An 18,315-nucleotide genomic window follows, 5' to 3' on the forward strand; every position below is an offset into this window, starting at 1 on the left:
TCTACCTCCACCGCAACGGCTACCACTATCGGTCCCTGCGTCCGGCCGGCGTGCCGGGCATCTCGATACTCGGCGCTGACACACTCCTTCACGACGCCGCAGAGCAGTCATCGAGCACCTGGAACCCATTCACGTCGGTCACCGCTGGCCACCACAACGCCCCTCACCCCAACCTCAGCCTCGACGACGCCCAGGTCCCACTCGTCGGCGCGTTGCTGGATCCGTCGCCAATCGTCCATACCGGCATGTCTACCAACCAGCAGTACGCCTCGACCTCCACCCACCAGAGAACCCGCCAGCGGCACGCGCCAGACTCATCGCCTGCGGCGGCCGAGGGCAGTTACGCAGCTGCGCACGATTCATGGGTTCTTGACAATGAAACCCTGTATCGCAACGGAATTCCAGAATTTGTTTTCACAAGAGAACAGGCTCCACTCCTTCGACTTCTTGTCGAGAAGCGCGGCACGTTGGCAACCACTGCCGAGATCAGGAGTACATATGCCGGTCGTTCTCTGCCAAGAGATGCTATAGGAAACTTGCGGAGGTCGCTGCGTTCCATCACTTCGATAGCAGGTTTGTGGACGATGGAATGGAAGTCTGGCGAGGGTTGGCGTCTCGTTGGCGGTTCTGACGGTTCTTGGAATGTGCGGCTTGCCTCTGCTGCGGCCGGGGGTCTTGACGGTTCCGTTGCCACTGGTGTTATCGCCCGGGATGCCGACGCTCCTGACCAGGAGAACGTGCCACCGGACACCTTGGACACGATGGATGTCGATGTCGCCGGGGATGGCGAATTTGGCTGGATGGACAATCAGCCAGAGTGGGCCAACTCCTCGGCTTACGCCCGCGACTTCACGCAGGCGATAGCCGCTGGTCAACTGTCTACCCAGCCGGACCCCACCGCCAGCAAGGACCACACGCCGAACCCGATCCTCATCAACCCACCCCGGCCGCAATCCCGGCAACCCACCCCCGACGACGACCTGGCATCCCTGTTCGGCGACACACCGTCCACACCGCCGCACGAGCCACTACTGGCCCTGCCTGCCGCCGTGCAGTCCACTGCCCAGCCACCGCGCCGCACCCAGGTGTCATCCGGAATCAGCGCCGCCGGCAGCAGCCAGACACCGGATAGTGACGCGGCGCCGGCCGACAACGTTCAGAGCGCGGCGCCGGCCGACAACGTCCAGAGCGCGGCGCCTGAGGCAGCGAGGACCACGCGCGTTTCCGCTGGCATGAACCAGGCAGCGCTTTCTGCTGCCGGCGTGCAGCGGCCGTGGGCGAAGTGGACGGTCGGGCCGGTGGTGGTGCCGCCCGGGCGTGGCGTCGAGGTGGATCCGTCGGGGCGGGTCTACTGGCTCGGCGAGCGAGCCTCGACGGCGATGAAGAAGGAGGTGCTCGCCGCGGCAGCCGGCTTCGTTGGAGAGGTGATCTTCCTGGGCGTCCGCCCGGGTCGCGCGGCGACCGCCGATTCCCTGGCCGCTGTGCGATGCCTGGCACTACACCTGGCCCTGGGGCGACGGCCCCGCGTCGTGGTCACCCCCGCGAACATCGAGGGCCCACTCACCGAACTGTCCGAAGCTTCCAACGTCAGCATCGTTCACCCGGTTATCCCGAAGCGCTCACCCGGCCAGGTCTCGCTTGGCCAGACGTGGACGGCGAGGCTCGGCACCGACCTCGCACTGGGCGCCACCCTCACCGCAGCAGGCCTCACCAACGCGGCGCGTCAGGCAAAGGCCCAGACCGAGGTCGTCACTCCGGCCCTGCGCGAACTCCTCCTCGCGCCCGACCGCGGCGCCACCCTCACCATCCTCAACGAATACCGCCAAGAGCTGACCAGCTCAGCGGCTCGCACAGACCTCGACAAAATCGTGGACCTCGTTCAGGGCGACTCCTGGTTCACCCGCTTCAAACCCCTCTTGGGTGAGCTGGGCACACCCGATGCCGCTCCCATTGTCTTGGACTACCAGAGAGAGCTCGTCCCCGCCACCCGCAATTTCCACCTCATCACCGACCACGCCCGCTCCATCGATCCCGCCACCGACCTGCGCGTCGACCTCATCAAACAATCCGGCCATCCCGCCGACGGCGCCGACATTGCCCTACACGCGGTCGACCTTCTCTTCGTCAAGGGAATAGACACCGCGAAGGCCTACGTCCACGAACACTCCCGCCAGCTACGCAACGAACAAAAATCCGCCTGGGTGAACGCCATAGCAAAACTCGCCGTAGACACCGAACGTTCCGAAAAACGCACGGAACTGCAGGAACTCGCGAACGTGGTCATGGACTGCTAAAAACGCGGCCACCTCAGGGCAGACGCCGCCCCGGCCCGCGCTCAGCGGGTCGGGGTGGGGGTGACCGAGGCGGGGGCGCCGGCGTTCGGGTCCTGCACGATGTGGCGTTCCAGGTTGACCTGGGCCTGGCCGGTGCCGCCGACGGTGATGTCGTCGTACGCCTGGAGCATCTTCTGCTGGTCGAAGTAGAGCACTGTCATCGACAGCGGAGTCGGCTTCTCACCCTCCAGGCCGCGCAGCCCGGCCCCGCCGGTGGAGCCCTCCACGAACAGGGCGGTGGGCTGCTGGCCGGGTGCCTGCGGCAGCTTGGAGACCTGCCGGGCGTGCGTGTGCCCGGCCAGCACCAGCGGGCACGTGCCGGCGAGTGGCCCGGCCGACGCCGGGTCGTGCACGAGGGCGATGTTGACCGGCCGTGGCGAGCTGCGGACCGTCGCGGCGAGCTGGTTGCCGGCCCCGATTACCTGGTCGGCGACCTCCTGGGTCAGCCCGCTGCCGGCCGGTGAGGTGTTCTTGTCCGGAGTGAAGCGCGGGTCGCCGATGCCGGCGATGGTCAGCCCCGCCACCGTGGTCGTCGAGTTGTTGAGCACGATCGCGTTCGGCTGGCGCGCCACCGCGGCGCCGGTCTTACCCGAGTCGTGGTTGCCCCGGATGAACACGTACGGCTTCTTGAGCAGGCTGATCGAGCCGACGAACGACGCCTCGGGCTCACTGCCCCAGTCGGTGATGTCGCCGGTGTCGATGACCACGTCGATGCCGAACTGCTCCACCACCGTGCGGATCAGTTGCCAGCCCGTCGGGTTGAGGTGCATGTCGGAGACGTGCAGGACGCGCGTGGTGCCCGGCGCCGGTTCCAACACCGGCAACGCCGACACCGTCGTGTAGAGCTGGCTGACGTTGCCGACGATGCGTTGCAGCTGTTCGGCGTACTTGGTGTAGTCGTTGGCGATGCGGCGGGCATCACCGACGATCGCCGGCGCGTTGACGAGCAGACCCTCGTAGCGCGGTTCCTCGATCGCCTGCGGGCGCAGGGTCGCGGCGGCAGTGCCGAGGCTTCCGGCGGTGACCAGCAGCGCCAAACCGCCCGCCCACGCCGTACGCCGCACGTTCCGGAAGATCAACGCGGCCAGGATCAGGGTGACCAGCACCGCCGAGGCGAGGGTCCGCAGTCCGAGCCGCATCACCCCGGAGCGGACGTCCTCCACGGCGCTCTGGCTGGCCCGACTGATGCTCGCCGGATCGTCGAGCAGCGCCTCGGTGCGCCCCTGGTCCAGCGCGCCGAGTCGTACGGTGAGGTGCGTCGGCCCGCTGTGGCTGTCGATCAGCAGCGCGCCGAGCGGCGGCACGTCGATTGTCGTCCCGCCGTCGCTGGCCGGGGAGAGGGTGAGGTTGGCCCGGAACGGCCCGATGTCGGTGTTCACCCGACCGCCGGCCAGCACCCCGAGCACCGCCCCGGCCAGGGCCACCGCCAGCACGGCGAGGACCACGCCGGTGCGCCGTACCGGCCCGCCCGGGCGGCCGATCCGACGGGCCGCTGGGCGCGACGGCTCGCCGCCGGTCACCGGGTCGTCCCGGTCCTCGGCGTCGTCGTGCCGCTCGTCGCGTTGCCCGTCCATGCTGAGATTCTGACCTGCCCGTGGAGGGATCTTGGCAAACCTGGGCGGAAGGTGACGCAGCTCAGCTGCGACCGCCGTCGCCACCGGCGAAGACCACCCGCAGAAGGCGATCGTCGTCGGCCGCCGGGTCACCCCGCCCGTCGTGGTTGGAGGTGCTCACCCACAGTGAGCCGTCGGGTGCGGCGGCCACGGCGCGCAACCGCCCGTACCGGTTTGTCAGCAGCTCGCTGGGCTGCCCGAGCAGCGTCCCGGTGTCGGTCAGCTCCATCACCCAGAGCCGCTTGCCGCGCAGGCAGCCGGTGACCAGCAGCCGGTCCGTCGCGGCCAGGCCGGAGCAGGACGCGTCGGACGTCGCCCACTGTGTGATCGGGTCGGTGTAGCGCTTGTCGCCGGTCCGCCCCTCGACCTCCGGCCAGCCGTAGTTGCCGCCCTTGGTGATCTGGTTGATCTCGTCCCAGGTGTTCTGGCCGAACTCGACGGCGTACATGCGCTTGGCCGCGTCCCAGGCGAAGCCCTGCACGTTGCGGTGGCCGAACGACCACACGGGCGAGCCGGGGAACGGGTTGCCCGGTGCGGGTTTGCCATCGGTGGTGATCCGCAGGATCTTGCCGCCCAGACTCTTCGTGTCCTGCGCGTTGGGCCGCTCGCCCGCGTCACCCGTGCTGACGTAGAGCTGACCGTCCGGCCCGAAGCCCAACCCGCCGCCGTTGTGCACGTTCGCCTTCGGGATGCCGGTGAGGATCGGGGTGGGCTGCCCGCCGAGTTGCAGGCGGGCAACCCGGTTGTCCTGCTCGGCCGTGTAGTAGACGAAGACCGTCCGGTCCTGGGCGTAGCCGGGGGAGACGGCGATGCCGAGCAGGCCGCCCTCGCCCGCCGCCGCCACGTCGCTGATCGTCTGCACCGCCCGGACGCGCAGCCCGTCCGGGCCGGACTCGGGGCCCACCTGGAGAATCCGGCCGCTGTCCCGTTCGGTGACCAGCGCGCCGCCGTCGGGCAGGAACGCGATGGCCCACGGCACCCGCAGCCCCTTGGCCAGGACGGTCGTCACCGCCTGCTGGCCTGCACCGCCGGGGTTCGCCGACGCCGACGGCGTCGGCAGGTTGGGCGGCTCGCCCGCCGGGTCGGGTTCCGGCTCGCCGAAACTGCAACCCGAGGCGAGCAGCAGCACCGCGCAGGACGCCGCGAGGACCGCCCGGAGGCGGTGGATGCGAGGGTACGGGGGACGGGCTCTCACCGGGCCCAGCGTAGCCCGACGGATGGCCCGGCCGGGGTGCTCCGCTGTCAGCGGGCCCGGACCGCCAGCAGCGCCGTGTCGTCCTCACGGTGGTGGATCGAGGCGAGCAGCAGGTCGCAGAGCTCGTCCAGGGGCACCGTTTCGGTGCGGGTCAACCTGCCCACCAGCTCGGCGAGGCCGTCGTCGATGGACCGGTCCCGGCGTTCGATCAGCCCGTCGGTGTAGAGCAGCAGGGTGTCTCCGGCAGCGAGGCTCGTCGAGTGGCTGGTCCGCGGGGTGGGTCGGGCCAGGCCGAGCAGCGGTTCCGGCGTCGCTTCGAGCACGTCCACCGAGCCGTCGGCGCGGACCACCAGCGCTGGCGGGTGCCCGGCGTTGCACCACGTCACCTCGCGGACACCGGAGCGCGCCGGGCTGACCCGTACCAGCGTGGCGGTGGCCGCGATGGGCAGCCGCAAACCGCGGATCGCGTCGTCCAGGTGGCTCATCAGCGCCCCGACCTGGTCGGGTCGGCCGAACGCGTTGCCGCGCACCAGGTTGCGGAGCTGACCCATGGTCGCCGCGGCCTCGATGTCGTGCCCGGCCACGTCCCCGATCGCCACGATCACGTCGCCGTCGGGCTGCACGAAGGCGTCGTACCAGTCGCCGCCGACCTCGACCCGGTCGGCCGCCGGCTGGTAGCGGGCCGCCAGTTCCAGCTCCGTCAGGATCGGCAACCGCGGCAGCATGCTGTGTTGCAGGACCTCGGCGACGTGCCGCTGCTCCCCGTACATCGAGCTGTTGCCGATGGCCTGCCCCGCCCGGCGGCCGATGTCCACGGCGGTGAGCAGGTCGCGGGCGTCGAACTGCTGCCGACCGGGACCGTTGACCAGGGTGATCGCGCCCAGCACGGTGCCTCCGACGGCCCGCACCGGCACGCTGAGGTACGAGGCGATGCCCAGCCGATCGGCGATCCCCGGTAGCTCCGGATTCATGGTGCCCCGGGCTACGTCGGCCGGCGACGCCACCTCACCGAGCCGGGGCTGGCCCGTGCGCAGCACCGTGCGGATGATCGACTCCTGGCTCAGGCCGGTGCGCAGCAGGTCGGCGAAGCGGGCGATGTCCGGCATCCGGGCCTGGTCGCGGTGCACCGCGACGACCTCGCGGGGTTGGCCCGTCGGCCCGACGAGGGTGAGCAGGCACCAGTCGGCGAGCAGCGGCACCATGGCGGCGGCGAGCCGGCGCAGCGACGTGCCCACGTCCAACGTGCCGGCGAGCGTTTCGCTCACTCCGGCCAGCAGTTCCAGGCGCTCGTGCGCCTGCACCACCCGACGACGCGCCTCCTGCGCCCCGTCGAGCGCGATCCGCAGGCGCAGCTCCGACGAGCAGGCGGCGGCCAGGTCGGACAGCGTCCGCACCTGCCCGGCGGTCCACGCCCGAGGCTTGTTGTCGATGGCGCACAACGAGCCGAGCACCCGGCCGGAGAGGTCGGTCAACGGCATCCCGGCGTACGCGACGACGCCGAGGTCGTCGATGGCGAGATTGTTCCGTACGCGGGGGTAGAGGCGGGCGTCCGGCAGCACCATCGGCACCTCGATGTCCACCACGTGCTGGCAGAACGAGTGGCTCAACGGGGTCTGCCGCCTCTGTGACCACGGCTCGGGCAGCCCCACCGCGCCCGGAAAGAACTGCCGGTCGGCGGAGACCAGCGAGACCAGTGCGACCGGCACCTCCAGCAGGTCGCTGACCAGGCGGGCGAACCGGTCGAACGCCTCGTCGGGTGCGGCGTCCAGGCCCGTGTCGGCGAGGGCACGCAGCCGCGCCGCGTCGCCGAGCACTCCGGGTGGGGTGTTCGAAGGTCGCGTGCTGGCGGGGGAGCCGTCCGTCATCGAGCACCTGTCTGCCGGGGTGGAGGACAACCGGCCCTCCAACACTCGGTTATACCTCCTCATGGCCGGAACCGAACACTTGTGCGTCGCGTCGCGCCCACCCAGCGCCGAGTTCGGTCCTCCGTGGCGCCGGTTCCCGCCGTGCCCGCGCCGGCCGTCTCGCCGGCGGCTATCGTCGGCGGACGTGAAGGTATGGATTCCGCACCCGGCCGGCCTGGACCTCGTCGGCGAGCTGCCCCCGGGCGTGACGGTGGAGGTCGCCGAGCACGCCGATCGCCTGCCGTCCGCCGTGGCCGACGTTCGTTTCTGGGTGCCGCCGTTCCTGAGCGGTTCGGACGCGACCGCGCTCCTGCGCGAGCTACCCGACCTGGCGGTGGTGCAGCTGCTCTCCGCCGGGGCGGACGCCTGGGTCGGCCGTGTCCCCGAAGGAGTCACGCTCTGCGACGCCCGGGGTGTGCACGACCCGTCCACGGCCGAGTGGGTGGTCACCGCGATCCTGGCGCAGCTACGGGCGTTTCCCGCCTTTGCCCGGGCGCAGGCACAGCGGCAGTGGGCGTACGACGGCAACGCGCCGACCGACGAGCTGACCGGCAAACGGGTGCTGATCGTCGGGGCCGGGTCCATCGGCGCGGCGGTGCGGGACCGGCTGGCGCCCTTCGGGGTGAGCTTCACCCTGGTCGCCCGCACCGCCCGACCGGAGCAGTCGGTGCACGCCGTCGCGGAGCTGCCCCGGCTGCTGCCCGACGCCGACGTGGTGGTGGTGCTGGTGCCGCTCACCGACCAGACCCGCGGCCTGATCGACAAGGACTTCCTGGCCGCGATGCCCGACGGTGCGCTGTTGGTCAACGCGGCCCGGGGCCCGGTGGCGCGTACCGAGGCGCTCGTCGCCGAACTGGCCACCGGCCGGATCTCGGCCGCGCTGGACGTCACCGATCCGGAGCCGCTACCTGCCGAATCTCCCCTGTGGACGATGCCGAACGTGCTGCTCACCCCACACGTGGGGGGATCGGTGCGAGGGCTGTTGCCGCGCGCGTACCGGTTGGTCGGCGAGCAGGTGCGACGGTTCGCCGCCGGTGAACCACTCGTCAACACGGTGGTCGACGGCTACTGAGCCGTCGGGGCGGCGCCGGGGTCGGCGAGCGGTCCCGGCTTACGCGCCGGGTGCCTCGGCGGCCTCGTCCGGCAGGGTCTGGCCGGTGGCCGAGACCAGTCGGGGCAGGTCGGTGCCGCGTACCGCCGGCAGGACGAGCTGCTGGCCGTCGTCGAGCCGGGCGACGGCCCGCCCGCGCGCGTCGGTGGCCAACTCGGCGACCCGGTCCCAGCCGATCCGGCGTTGCCCGAACAGCGCCCGCAGACGCAGCTCCCGGGAGTCGGCGTCGGTGCCGGCCCGCCAGGCCCACACCCCGACGCCGAGCGGGATGAGCAGCACCGGCAGCAGGTACGCCCGGGCGTTCGCCAGTGGCAGGGCACCGATGAAGGCGATGACCGCGGCGGCCAGGATGGCTTGGTTGAAACGGAAGCGGACCGTGTCGGGCGTACTCACCCTGCGATGATCCCACCCCTGGCCGGCAGGGGTCGCGGCGGGCGGTGCCACGGGGCCCGTACGTCGTACAGTGACACAGGTCACTGCTTCGTGCCGATGACCGACGCGTAACAAATTCGGTCGCCGGTCGTTTTCCAGTTTTGGGCAGTGGACTCGCAACCTCCGCCGTCCCACCGCTCAGCACCGCAGCACCGCCCGCACCGCCCCGTGCCCCCTCACGAAGGCGACCGCCGTGCTCCTCGCGTACCCGTTCCGTTTTCTCGTCCCCCGCCGGGCGGTCCCGGAGGCCGCCGTGTCGACGGCCGTGGCGCTGCTCGTCCTCGCCGGTGCCGCCGCTGTGGTCCCGACCCCGGTGGTGATCGCGTTGGCCGGTGGCGCGGGCGCCACCCTCGCCGGCGTCCGACTCTCCCGGCTGGCCGTGCACCGACCCGCCGACCCGCCGCCGGCCGACTCCTCGTGGCGGGTGTCGGCGATCCTGCTCGACGCCGCCGTGGTGGCGGCCGGCTGGGTCGCGGCCGTGTGGCCGCTGGTCGACACCCGGCATCGCGCGGTCGCGCTGCTCGGCTCGCTCATCGTCGCGGTCCTGTCCGTGGCCGGGCTGCGTGGGCTCTCGGCACGGACGCCCGCGCCGGCCCGACTACGGGGGTTGGTCGACGCGGCCGGCCCGACTGTCGGTCTGACCCTCGCCGGTTGGTTGCTCCTGCCCACCGCCACCCTCCCCGCGCCGGTCCGGCTGGTCGCGGCGCTAGTGCTGGCGGGCCTGGGCAACGCCGCGCTCAGCGCGTTCACCGGCCGCCGGCGGCGCTCGGGTGGCGCGATCTGCCGGGGAGGCGTCCTGCTCACCCTGGTGGGGCTGGTGTTGTTGGCGATCCTGCCGTCCGCGTCGACGGGTCGTGCGCCGCTTCTCGCGGTGCCGCCCCTGGTCCTCGGGATGCTGCTGACCGCCCTCGGCGCGACGTCAGCGGTGGCGACGTCCAGCGTCACGCCACCGACCGGTACCCCCGCCACGACCTGGCCGCGGGCGGTTCTCCCGGCGTCGGTGCTGCTGTTCGCGGCGGGCCTGCACCTAGGTTCCGGTCGTACTCCGGACCGGACGAGTCTGCTGCTCGCCCTCGCGGCGGTGCCACCTCTGGTCCTGCGGGAGCTGCTGCGTGGTGGCGCGGGCGCTCCCGAGCGGCACGCCGCACACCGCAGAGCCGCCGACCACCCGATCCGCCGCCGGGAGCCGCAACCGCACCGGCCGGCCGCGACACCGGAGTCCTGGGCTCCCGCGACCACCACGTCCGGCGCCGACGGCGTCTGGCGCGCCGATGCGAGCGGCGCCGGCGCGACGTGGCCCGACACGGGTGTCGCCTGGTCGCCGGCACACCGTCAATCCGGCGCGACCGGCGACGGGCCGGGAGATCGGGCGGCCCTGCTCGCCGCCCTCGCCGCGATCGGTGACGTGCCCGCGCCAGCTGGTGCGCTGTTGCTGGTGGAGTTGCACGGCACCGAAGGGCTGGGCCTGGTGGCCCGCGAGGACGCTCTCGCCGAGGCGGTTCTGCGGGTCCGGGCGGTCGTCGCGCCGGGCGACCTGGTGACCGGCTGCATGGGTGCCGGCTTCGCGGTGGTCACCGGCGCCGGGCCCGTGCTGGCGTACGCGTTGGGCACCCGACTGCTGACCACGCTCACCGTGCCGTACCAGCTGGCCGGTTCGGTGCTGCGCGTGCAGGCGAGCATCGGGCTGGCCGAGGTGAGTGGCGCTGGTCCGGCCGACGTGCTCCGGCAGGCCGAGCTGGCGCGGCGGCGGGCGGTGCAGCTGGGCCGGGACCGGGTCGAGTGGTACGACGCGTTCCTGGAGGAGCAGTTGGTCCGCCGGCTCGACCTGGAACGTGAGCTGCCGGGCGCGGTCGCCCGGGGCGAGTTGGACCTGGTCTACCAGCCGGTGCTCGACCTGACCGACCGGCAGCCGGTGGGTGCCGAGGCGCTGCTGCGCTGGCGCAGCCCGGTGCTCGGCACGGTGCTCCCGGCCGAGCTGCTGCCGGTCGCCGAGGACCTGGATCTGGTCGGCGAGTTGGAGTGGTGGGTGCTGGACCGGGCCTGCCGGCAGTTGGCCGCCTGGGTGGCGGGCTCCCGCGAGCTGTGGATGGCCGTCAACGTGACCACCCGGGAGTTGACCACGCCCGACTTCGTGCAGCGCGCCGCGGCGGTCCTTGCCGCGTACGGGGTGCCACCGGAGCGACTGGTGGTGGAGGTGGCCGAGCCGAGGGTCGCCGCCGACCTGTCGACGGTGGTGGCCCGGCTGGCGGGTCTGCGGTCGCTGGGCGTACGCACCGCGTTGGACGACTTCCGGGCCGAACACGCCTCGTTGGCCCAGTTGCGCCGGCTGCCGATCGACCTGCTCAAGGTGGGTCCGGAGCTGGTGGGGGCGCAGCCGGCCGGGCAGCCGCCGCTGATCGACGTGGTGGTCAACGTCGGCGAACGGTTGGGTGTGGAGATCGTCGCCGAGGAGTTGGAGTCAGCGACCCAGGTCGAGGGGGCGCAGCGGGCCGGCTGCCGTTACGGGCAGGGCTTCGCGCTGTCCCGGCCGGCGACCGCCGAGCGCGTCGAGGCGTACTTCGAGGAGTTCCCCTCCGCATACCACTGATGAACCGGTTCACCTCTGCCGTGGGGGTGCGGTGCTGCCGCGCGGGGTCAACTGCGGGGTCTCGTCCCGCGCACGCGTCGCCGGCTCGCCTGCGATCACGCCCAGCAGGTGGCGGGCCGCGTGCGCGCCGTACGCCGAGATGTCCCGCCCGAGCGCCGTCAGCGGCGGGTGCACCAGCCGGCAGAGAGGCGAGTCGTCCCAGGCCACGATGGACAGGTCAGCCGGCACGGTCAGGCCCATCTCCTGCGCGACCGAAAGCCCGGCGATGGCCATCACGTCGTTGTCGTAGATGACAGCGGTCGGCCGGGGAGTGGTGCTGAGCAGCCGTCGGGTGGCGCGCCCGCCCTCCTCCCCGGTGTAGTCGGAGAAGACGGTGACCGCCTCGGCCAGGTCGAGACGCCGGCACACCGCCTCGAACGCGTCGGTACGGATCTCGGTGTGCCGCAGGTCGGGCAGGCCGCCGACCCGGGCGATCCGGCGGTGCCCGAGCGCGACGAGGTACTCCACCGCCTCGGTCAGCGCGGCCGCGTCGTCCGACCAGAGGCTGGCCAGGTCCCCGGTGCCGCCCGGCCCGCCGATGACCACGGCCGGAAGGCGAAGCTGTTCCAGGGCGGGGATGCGCGCATCGTCGGTGCGCAGGTCGCAGACGAGGACCCCGTCCACCCGACGCTCGCCCCACCAGCGCCGGTAGACGGCGATCTCGGCGTCGTGATCGGCCACCACCTGCAACGTCAGCGCGTACGAGCGGGCCGACAGTTCGGCCTCCACACCACTGATCAGCGCCATGAAGAACGGCTCGATGCCCAGTGTCCGCGCGGGCCGGCACAGGGCCAGGCCGACCGCCTCGGCGGTGGCGGCGGACAGTGCCCGAGCCGCACTGCTCGGACTGAACCCGATCTCGGTGGCGATGGCGAGGATGCGTTGCCGGGTGACCTCGGAGACGCCGGGCTGCCCGTTCAACGCGTACGACACGGCACCCTTGGACACCCCCGCGCGTCGGGCGACGTCCGCGATGGTCGGCCGCTTCACCGGCGTGCTCCTCTGCCGCTGAGGGGCTCGTCAACCGATCGTTGACACCCCGGGGGTCGGATCGTACGGTGGCTGAGCTTATCCGGTTCAGCTAACGTCTCGATCACGAAGGTGCGGTGAATCGTGAGCCGACAGGCCCTCCACGACGGCTGGACCCTGCGGGCGACAACCGGCGCGCACGTGCCGGCGGACATCGTCGACCGCACCGTCCCGGCGACCGTGCCCGGATGTGTCCACACCGACCTGCTCGGGGCCGGGCTGATCCCCGACCCGTACCTCGACGACAACGAACTGTCCCTGACCTGGATCGGGCGCGCCGACTGGACGTACCGGACGACCTTCCGACCGCCCGCCGGCAATCACGACCGCATCGACCTGGTCTGCGCCGGCCTGGACACCGTCGCCACCGTCAGCGTCAACGGCGTCGAGGTCGGCCGCACCGAGAACATGCACCGCGGGCACCGGTTCGACGTCCGTTCACTGCTGCGCGACGGCGACAACGAGCTGACAGTCGCGTTCGACTCCGCGTACCGCTACGCCGAGGCGCAGCGTGACCGGCTCGGCGACCGACCCAACGCGTACCCCGAGCCCTTCCAGTTCGTCCGCAAGATGGCCTGCAACTTCGGCTGGGACTGGGGGCCCACGCTGGTCACCGCCGGCATCTGGCAGGACATCGGCCTGCACGCGTGGTCCACCGCCCGCCTGGCCACCGTCCGCCCGCTCGTCACTCTCGCCGGCCGGGACGGCCGGGTCGAGCTGCACGTCGAGGTCGAGCGCGCCGCGGACGTCCCGCTGACCGTCCGCGCCGCCGTCGCCGACACCCACGCCGAGGTGGTCGTTCCGGCCGGGCAGCGCACGGCCGTGTTGACCCTCGCCGTCCGCGAGCCCGCGCTCTGGTGGCCCCGGGGGTACGGCGAGCAGGCCCGCCACCTGCTGGAGGTGACCCTGCACGCGCCGGACGGCGACGCGCTGGACGCCTGGTCCCGACGGATCGGCTTCCGTTCCGTCCGGCTGGACACCACCCCCGACGAGCACGGCACGCCGTTCGCGCTCTCGGTCAACGACGTGCCGGTCTTCGTCCGGGGCGTCAACTGGATCCCCGACGACGCGTTCCCCACCCGGATCACCCGCGAGCGGCTCGCCGAGCGGTTCGACCAGGCCGCCGACGCCAACGTCAACCTGCTGCGCGTCTGGGGCGGCGGGCGGTACGAGTCGGAGGACTTCTACGACCTCGCCGACGAACGCGGCCTGCTCGTCCAACAGGACTTCCTCTTCGCCTGCGCCGCGTACCCCGAGGAGGAGCCGTTCGCCTCCGAGGTCGCCGCCGAGGCCACCGAGCAGGTGACCCGCCTGACGCCGCACCCGTCGCTGGTGCTCTGGACCGGCAACAACGAGAACATCTGGGGCTGGCACGACTGGGACTGGCAGGAAGCCCTCGCCGGCCGCACCTGGGGGCGCGGCTACTACCTCGACGTCCTGCCCCGCATCGTCGGCGAGCTGGACCCGACCCGCCCGTACTGGCCGGGCAGCCCCTGGTCGGGCACCGAGACGATCCACCCCAACGACCCGGCGCACGGCACCACCCACATCTGGGACGTGTGGAACACCGACGACTACACGAAATACCGGGAGTACGTGCCGCGCTTCGTGGCCGAGTTCGGCTACCAGGGTCCGCCCACGTACGCGACGCTGCGGCGGGCGCTCAGCGACGAACCGCTCGCGCCCGACTCGCCCGGCATGGCCCACCACCAGAAGGCCGTCGGCGGTGACGCCAAGCTCCAGCGGGGCCTGGACGCCCACCTGCCCGCCCCGGCCGACTTCGACGACTGGCACTACCTCACGCAACTCAACCAGGCACGGGCCATCCAGCTCGGGGTGGAGCACTTCCGCTCCCACCGCGACGTCTGCGCCGGCACGATCGTCTGGCAGCTCAACGACTGTTGGCCGGTGACCTCCTGGTCGGCCATCGACGGCGACGGCCGCCGCAAACCCCTGTGGTACGCGCTACGCCACGCGTACGCCGACCGGCTGCTGACCGTGCAACCCCGCGACGGTGGGCTGGTGCTGGTGGCGGTCAACGAGACCGCCGAGCCGTGGACCGCGCCGGCCACGGTCACCCGGGTCGGCCTTACCGGGGAGCCGAGGGCGAAGACCTCGGTGGACCTCGACGTCCCGGCGTACTCCTCGGTGGTGCTGGCGCTGCCGGCGGAGCTGGCGCGGCCGGACGAGAGCCGCCGTGAGCTGCTGGTCGCCGAGGCCGGCGGCACGGCGGAGCGTGCGCTGTGGTTCTTCGCCGAGGATCGGGACGTCGACTGGCCGGCGGCGGCGTGGGACGCGACTGTCGAGCCGGTGGACGGCGGCCAGCGGGTCCGGGTGACGGCGCGCACGGTGCTGCGCGACCTGACCCTCTTCCCGGACCGGCTGGACGCGTCGGCCACAGTGGACGCCTCGCTGGTCACATTGCTGCCGGGTGAGTCGACGACGTTCACGGTGCGTGCGGCCGGGCCGCTGAACGAGGCGGCTCTGATCACCCGCCCGGTGCTGCGCAGTGTCAACGACATGGCGTGATCGACACGCTTCGCCGATGTGGCGGTATTCACGCAACCGGATGCCGCCACATCGCCGACCTCGTGTCGATCAGGTCGCCGCAGGCCCGTGTCGGGCTGCCTGAAGCACCTCGCCGAGGTCACTCCTCTCGCTGGCCACCATTCGCGGAGTTGCTGTCCCTTGCCGTTGAGTTGTCGAACTCCGGGTTGTCCTGAGAGGAGATGGCGGTGGAAACGAGGCTGGCGGCTACCGGTTGCACGGGCGTGACGTCTTCGGGCGTGCGCAGACGCGGCGGTGCGGGCATCCACGGCTTCAAGTTCTGGATGATTTGCTCGTAGAAGTCGTCGATCGCGGTCAGCACGGAGTCGATGAATGCGCCTCGTCCGCTCCCGCGTTTCGTTCCAGCCAGCGTGCTCTGGGCGATCCGGAACGCTCGAAGCTCGCGGGCGGGATCGGTAATCAGCGTCGCCGGGTTACTACGGACTTGTCGCAGGAGATCTGTCGCGCCACCGCCTCGCGCATGTATGACGAACGCCTCGATGCGTACCGTCTCCGGCGCGTCCTTCAGTTGGCGAATCAACCAGTTCACCCGGGTGGTCGGTCTGCCGGTACGAGGGGCTTCCACGTCGACCTGGCAGACGATCTGCCCAGCTCGCAGATCCGCCGTGACCTGGAGTGTGCCGACGGCACCTGGAATCCTTATGCTTCCGGTCAGCGTTCCAGCCGTAGAGAGCTGGTTGACTAGCGCCTGCGTTCGTGCAGCCGGCTCGGTGAGATCGCGGCGGCTCAGCGCGGGGGTGACGTCAGTGCCCAATCGCCTCCCGAGCCGTAGGCAGGCGTAACGGATCAGGGCGTCGAAACGCCCCGCTACGTCCGCTGCTGCGCTGTCGCCGGCTCGCAGCGTTCCGGCTGACACACCGTCCCGTACCTGCACCCAGGCTGGCCCCATGTCGCTGAACTCCAGTGCGCCTGATCGCGGATGCTCGAGATACCTGATCAGTTCGCCCAAGATCCACGCCTGGTCGGGATCGGCGACACCGCGGTATTCCTTCTGTATGACCGCTTGGGTCAGGATCTCCGTCCAGGGCAGGTGGTATAGGGCGACCTTGCGCAGCTTCCGGCGATCGATCGCGGTCGGGTGCTGACCCGGAACGGGAGCGATCTCGTTGGAGATTGTGATGAGGGCGTCAAAGCCCTGCTCCCGGGCGATGTCCAGATATGCCTCTAACTGCTCGGTCCTCAGCGCGTTGCTGCCGGTCTTCACCTCCACCAGGGCCGTCCACTGCCGCTGTCCGCGCTTGATGCGAATGAGGCCATCTGGGAAGAGTTGCTGATTCCCGATCTTGAACGGAACTTCGATGAAGGTCTGCACCGTCCCCGCAGGTGCGCCGAGTGACTGGGTCAGGACACGCCCGAACTCCCGGACTGCGCTCATCACCGCGAGCAGTGCCGAGGTCGCACGACGTTCCTGTTCTTCGGCACCGTTGATGCCCGATGTGGGGATCAGGCGAGCGGCAAGCCAGGTCTCCTCAGACATGCAAGTGACTCCTCGTGAAGGCGGTGATACGAGAAGTTACTCCTGAGCCGGTCCGGGAAGCGGCGTGACCACCGGCGCGTACGCCCGGAAAGTGTTGCCCAATCGGACGTCAACCCGTCTGCCCAGTCGATTCCTCCTACCGGTCGGAGCTATCACCGTCATCGGTTCGGCCTCTGTCGGTGGTCCTGTCAGCAACCTGACTGCGTTCTGGCGGCTCCCGTGACTACTCCAGAGATCCTTAGCGAACCCGCTGGCGGAAGTGGGCGCTTCAGCCGAGGACGCCGATGTAGCGGCGTGCGGCCTCCGAACTACCCTGCATGAGAGTCATCGCTTCGGCCAAGCGTTGCTTGCTCTGCTCGCCTCGGGCGATGGCTTCGGCGATCGTCGGGTGGCCGGTGCCGGCGGCGATTGCGCGCAGCCGCGTCAACATTTGTTCGGTGTTCTCTGCGGCGGCCCGAATCTGGTTGACTGTAATGTTGCCCTGCTCGGCGGCCTGCATAAGCGCCGCCTTGACTTCCTCGATGCTGGCCATGCCGCCTCCGTCTGCCGCTCGCGTCAAAGGTTCACGTTTGCGTGTTCGGGCGGACACTAACCGACGAGAAGTCGGCACGCAGCCCTGTGGCTACAGGTACTCGGCGGCCGTCTGCTCCACGTCGGCGATGAACTCCTCCAACTGCGCCTCGTTGGGGTCGCGCTCCTTAAGCAGCTTGCCGAGGAAGACGATCTGCATTTGGAGGGCCGTCTCGGGGCTGAGATTGTCGATGAGCCCGACCTCACCGAGGGCCGCGCGGACGAGACCTTCCATCTCCAGCGTGGGCAGCGACTCCGCGCCGGGAAACTGGTTGCGAGTCTCGGCCACAAACCGGGCGACCTTCGTGGGGGAGTGGCCGGCGGCGAAGCGGTCGTTGACCGCGATGGCGAACGCCGCGCCGATCACTTGGCTCCCGCCGTGCCAGCCGGAAGTCTCCAGCCCGTCCAGGAGTTGGTCCACCATGCCCCAGTCATGGCGTGCCATCGCGCGGATCAGGTCGCTGAACTCGGTCCGTACGCTCACGATCTCGTAACCTCGCTATTCCCTTGCGGATCGACTGAACGGAGCGGTGGAGAGCGACGCTTGCCACCAGCCCCACTACGACGAGGTGCCCCGCCGTGTCCGGTGCGTCGTTGAGCAGGCGCTGACCCACGGTAGGTCCGACGGCCGGCGCTGTGGTGCTGGCTTGCTGAGACCCTGACGGACCTCTAGGGCCTCGAATAATCTCGAAAGCCTCCCTGGCCGCCGCCACGGACTTCTGGGTGTTGTCCTGGAGGTCCTCGGCTTTCCTGGTCATCGTACTCAGGAAGGAGCCGACGTTCCGTCGTGCGGAATCGCGTTCGATGGCTTCGGTGAGTAGGTCCTCGCCGGATGGGGTGGCCGCATCTGTCGGCTGCTTGGTCGGTGCGGAGCCGGGAGCGACCGCATTGGAGTAGGCGCCGACGTGGTCGGCAGCCTCGCTGATCAGGCGGGCGAGTTTGCCGGCCTTCTCAGCAGCGGTTCTGCTCTCTGTCACTGCGCCGGCGATCTGTGGATGGTTGCTGCCCCGAGCCGCCTGGCGGTAGTGCGTGAGGGCTTCTTCCGCGTCAGCCTGTGCGCGTTGCGCGACAACCGCTGCGTTGCGGAGGGTGTCGATGGCACTTCCGAGTTGGGCGACGACCTCGCCGAGGCTGCCGCTCATCCGATGGCGGCGAGGTAGGCCGCAGCATGGTCCTTCGCGGCTGTGATGCGACGAAGTACGAGTTTGACCTCGTCCGCTGCGTGACGAAGTGCAGCGCGGGACAGTTCCGCCTCGGCGCGTTCGCTGTCGTGCAGGGTCGACAGTGCCAGTGCGGACGCGTCGGTCAGTTTGGCGCTGGCCTTCTCGATGCTCATCCGGGCCTCGTCGAGCGCTTGATCACCCTTCCGGATGGTCACCTTGACATCGCCGATAGTCACTGCCGCACGTTAGCGGACCCCGCTCCCGGTCGCAGCCCCAGCGGTGGGTGGGTGTCGC

The 18,315-nt window shown here is 70.6% G+C and carries 13 protein-coding genes and 1 pseudogene; 4 read left to right on the forward strand and 10 right to left on the reverse strand.

Features of this window, described 5'->3' with window-relative positions; translation table 11 throughout:
- Window positions 1-2,294, forward strand: a pseudogene (locus tag ABZU91_RS01255) (hypothetical protein); the annotation flags it as partial.
- Between the two features lie 41 nt (window positions 2,295-2,335).
- Here the strand turns inward: ABZU91_RS01255 and ABZU91_RS01260 are convergent.
- The 3 genes from ABZU91_RS01260 to ABZU91_RS01270 all read right to left on the reverse strand — a co-directional run bounded on the left by ABZU91_RS01260 (window position 2,336) and on the right by ABZU91_RS01270 (window position 7,006).
- Window positions 2,336-3,907: a metallophosphoesterase gene (locus ABZU91_RS01260; RefSeq protein ID WP_355232936.1), complete on the reverse strand. Its 1,572-nt coding sequence runs from the start codon at window positions 3,905-3,907 to the stop codon at window positions 2,336-2,338.
- Window positions 3,908-3,968: 61 nt separating this feature from the next.
- Window positions 3,969-5,141, reverse strand: coding sequence for a PQQ-dependent sugar dehydrogenase (locus tag ABZU91_RS01265; RefSeq protein ID WP_355232937.1), 1,173 nt, complete (start codon window positions 5,139-5,141; stop codon window positions 3,969-3,971).
- Between the two features lie 47 nt (window positions 5,142-5,188).
- Window positions 5,189-7,006, reverse strand: a complete 1,818-nt coding sequence (locus ABZU91_RS01270; protein WP_355232938.1) for a SpoIIE family protein phosphatase — start codon at window positions 7,004-7,006, stop codon at window positions 5,189-5,191.
- Between the two features lie 184 nt (window positions 7,007-7,190).
- Here ABZU91_RS01270 and ABZU91_RS01275 point away from each other — a divergent pair, with 184 nt between their 5' ends.
- Window positions 7,191-8,117: a 2-hydroxyacid dehydrogenase gene (locus ABZU91_RS01275; protein ID WP_355232939.1), complete on the forward strand. Its 927-nt coding sequence runs from the start codon at window positions 7,191-7,193 to the stop codon at window positions 8,115-8,117.
- A gap of 39 nt (window positions 8,118-8,156) precedes the next feature.
- Here ABZU91_RS01275 and ABZU91_RS01280 read toward each other — a convergent pair whose 3' ends face one another.
- Window positions 8,157-8,549, reverse strand: coding sequence for a PH domain-containing protein (locus ABZU91_RS01280; RefSeq protein WP_355232940.1), 393 nt, complete (start codon window positions 8,547-8,549; stop codon window positions 8,157-8,159).
- Between the two features lie 232 nt (window positions 8,550-8,781).
- Between ABZU91_RS01280 and ABZU91_RS01285 the strand changes: the two genes are divergently transcribed.
- Window positions 8,782-11,175, forward strand: coding sequence for an EAL domain-containing protein (locus ABZU91_RS01285; protein ID WP_355232941.1), 2,394 nt, complete (start codon window positions 8,782-8,784; stop codon window positions 11,173-11,175).
- A gap of 9 nt (window positions 11,176-11,184) precedes the next feature.
- Here the strand turns inward: ABZU91_RS01285 and ABZU91_RS01290 are convergent, their stop codons facing one another.
- Complete coding sequence (locus ABZU91_RS01290; protein ID WP_355232942.1) at window positions 11,185-12,204, reverse strand: LacI family DNA-binding transcriptional regulator; 1,020 nt, start codon at window positions 12,202-12,204, stop codon at window positions 11,185-11,187.
- 123 nt (window positions 12,205-12,327) lie between these two features.
- Between ABZU91_RS01290 and ABZU91_RS01295 the strand changes: the two genes are divergently transcribed.
- Window positions 12,328-14,772, forward strand: coding sequence for a glycoside hydrolase family 2 protein (locus ABZU91_RS01295; protein ID WP_355232943.1), 2,445 nt, complete (start codon window positions 12,328-12,330; stop codon window positions 14,770-14,772).
- A gap of 118 nt (window positions 14,773-14,890) precedes the next feature.
- Here ABZU91_RS01295 and ABZU91_RS01300 read toward each other — a convergent pair whose 3' ends face one another.
- From ABZU91_RS01300 to ABZU91_RS01320, 5 genes are all read right to left on the reverse strand, one after another.
- Window positions 14,891-16,288, reverse strand: coding sequence for a stress response protein (locus ABZU91_RS01300; protein WP_355232944.1), 1,398 nt, complete (start codon window positions 16,286-16,288; stop codon window positions 14,891-14,893).
- A gap of 268 nt (window positions 16,289-16,556) precedes the next feature.
- Window positions 16,557-16,820 (reverse strand): hypothetical protein, encoded by a 264-nt coding sequence (locus ABZU91_RS01305; RefSeq protein WP_355232945.1) that lies wholly within the window; start codon window positions 16,818-16,820, stop codon window positions 16,557-16,559.
- A gap of 90 nt (window positions 16,821-16,910) precedes the next feature.
- Window positions 16,911-17,342: a hypothetical protein gene (locus ABZU91_RS01310; RefSeq protein WP_355232946.1), complete on the reverse strand. Its 432-nt coding sequence runs from the start codon at window positions 17,340-17,342 to the stop codon at window positions 16,911-16,913.
- The gene (locus ABZU91_RS01315; protein ID WP_355232947.1) at window positions 17,290-18,000 is read right to left on the reverse strand and encodes a hypothetical protein; all 711 of its coding nucleotides are present in this window, start codon (window positions 17,998-18,000) and stop codon (window positions 17,290-17,292) included. The genes ABZU91_RS01310 and ABZU91_RS01315 overlap by 53 nt, the downstream gene beginning before the upstream one ends.
- A complete protein-coding gene (locus ABZU91_RS01320; RefSeq protein ID WP_355232948.1) occupies window positions 17,997-18,257 on the reverse strand; it encodes a hypothetical protein in 261 nt (86 codons plus the stop codon). Before ABZU91_RS01320 ends, ABZU91_RS01315 begins: the two co-directional genes overlap by 4 nt.
- Window positions 18,258-18,315: the final 58 nt, after the last annotated feature.

The sequence above is a fragment of the Micromonospora sp. NPDC005174 genome (assembly GCF_040608495.1).
Lineage (GTDB): Bacteria > Actinomycetota > Actinomycetes > Mycobacteriales > Micromonosporaceae > Micromonospora.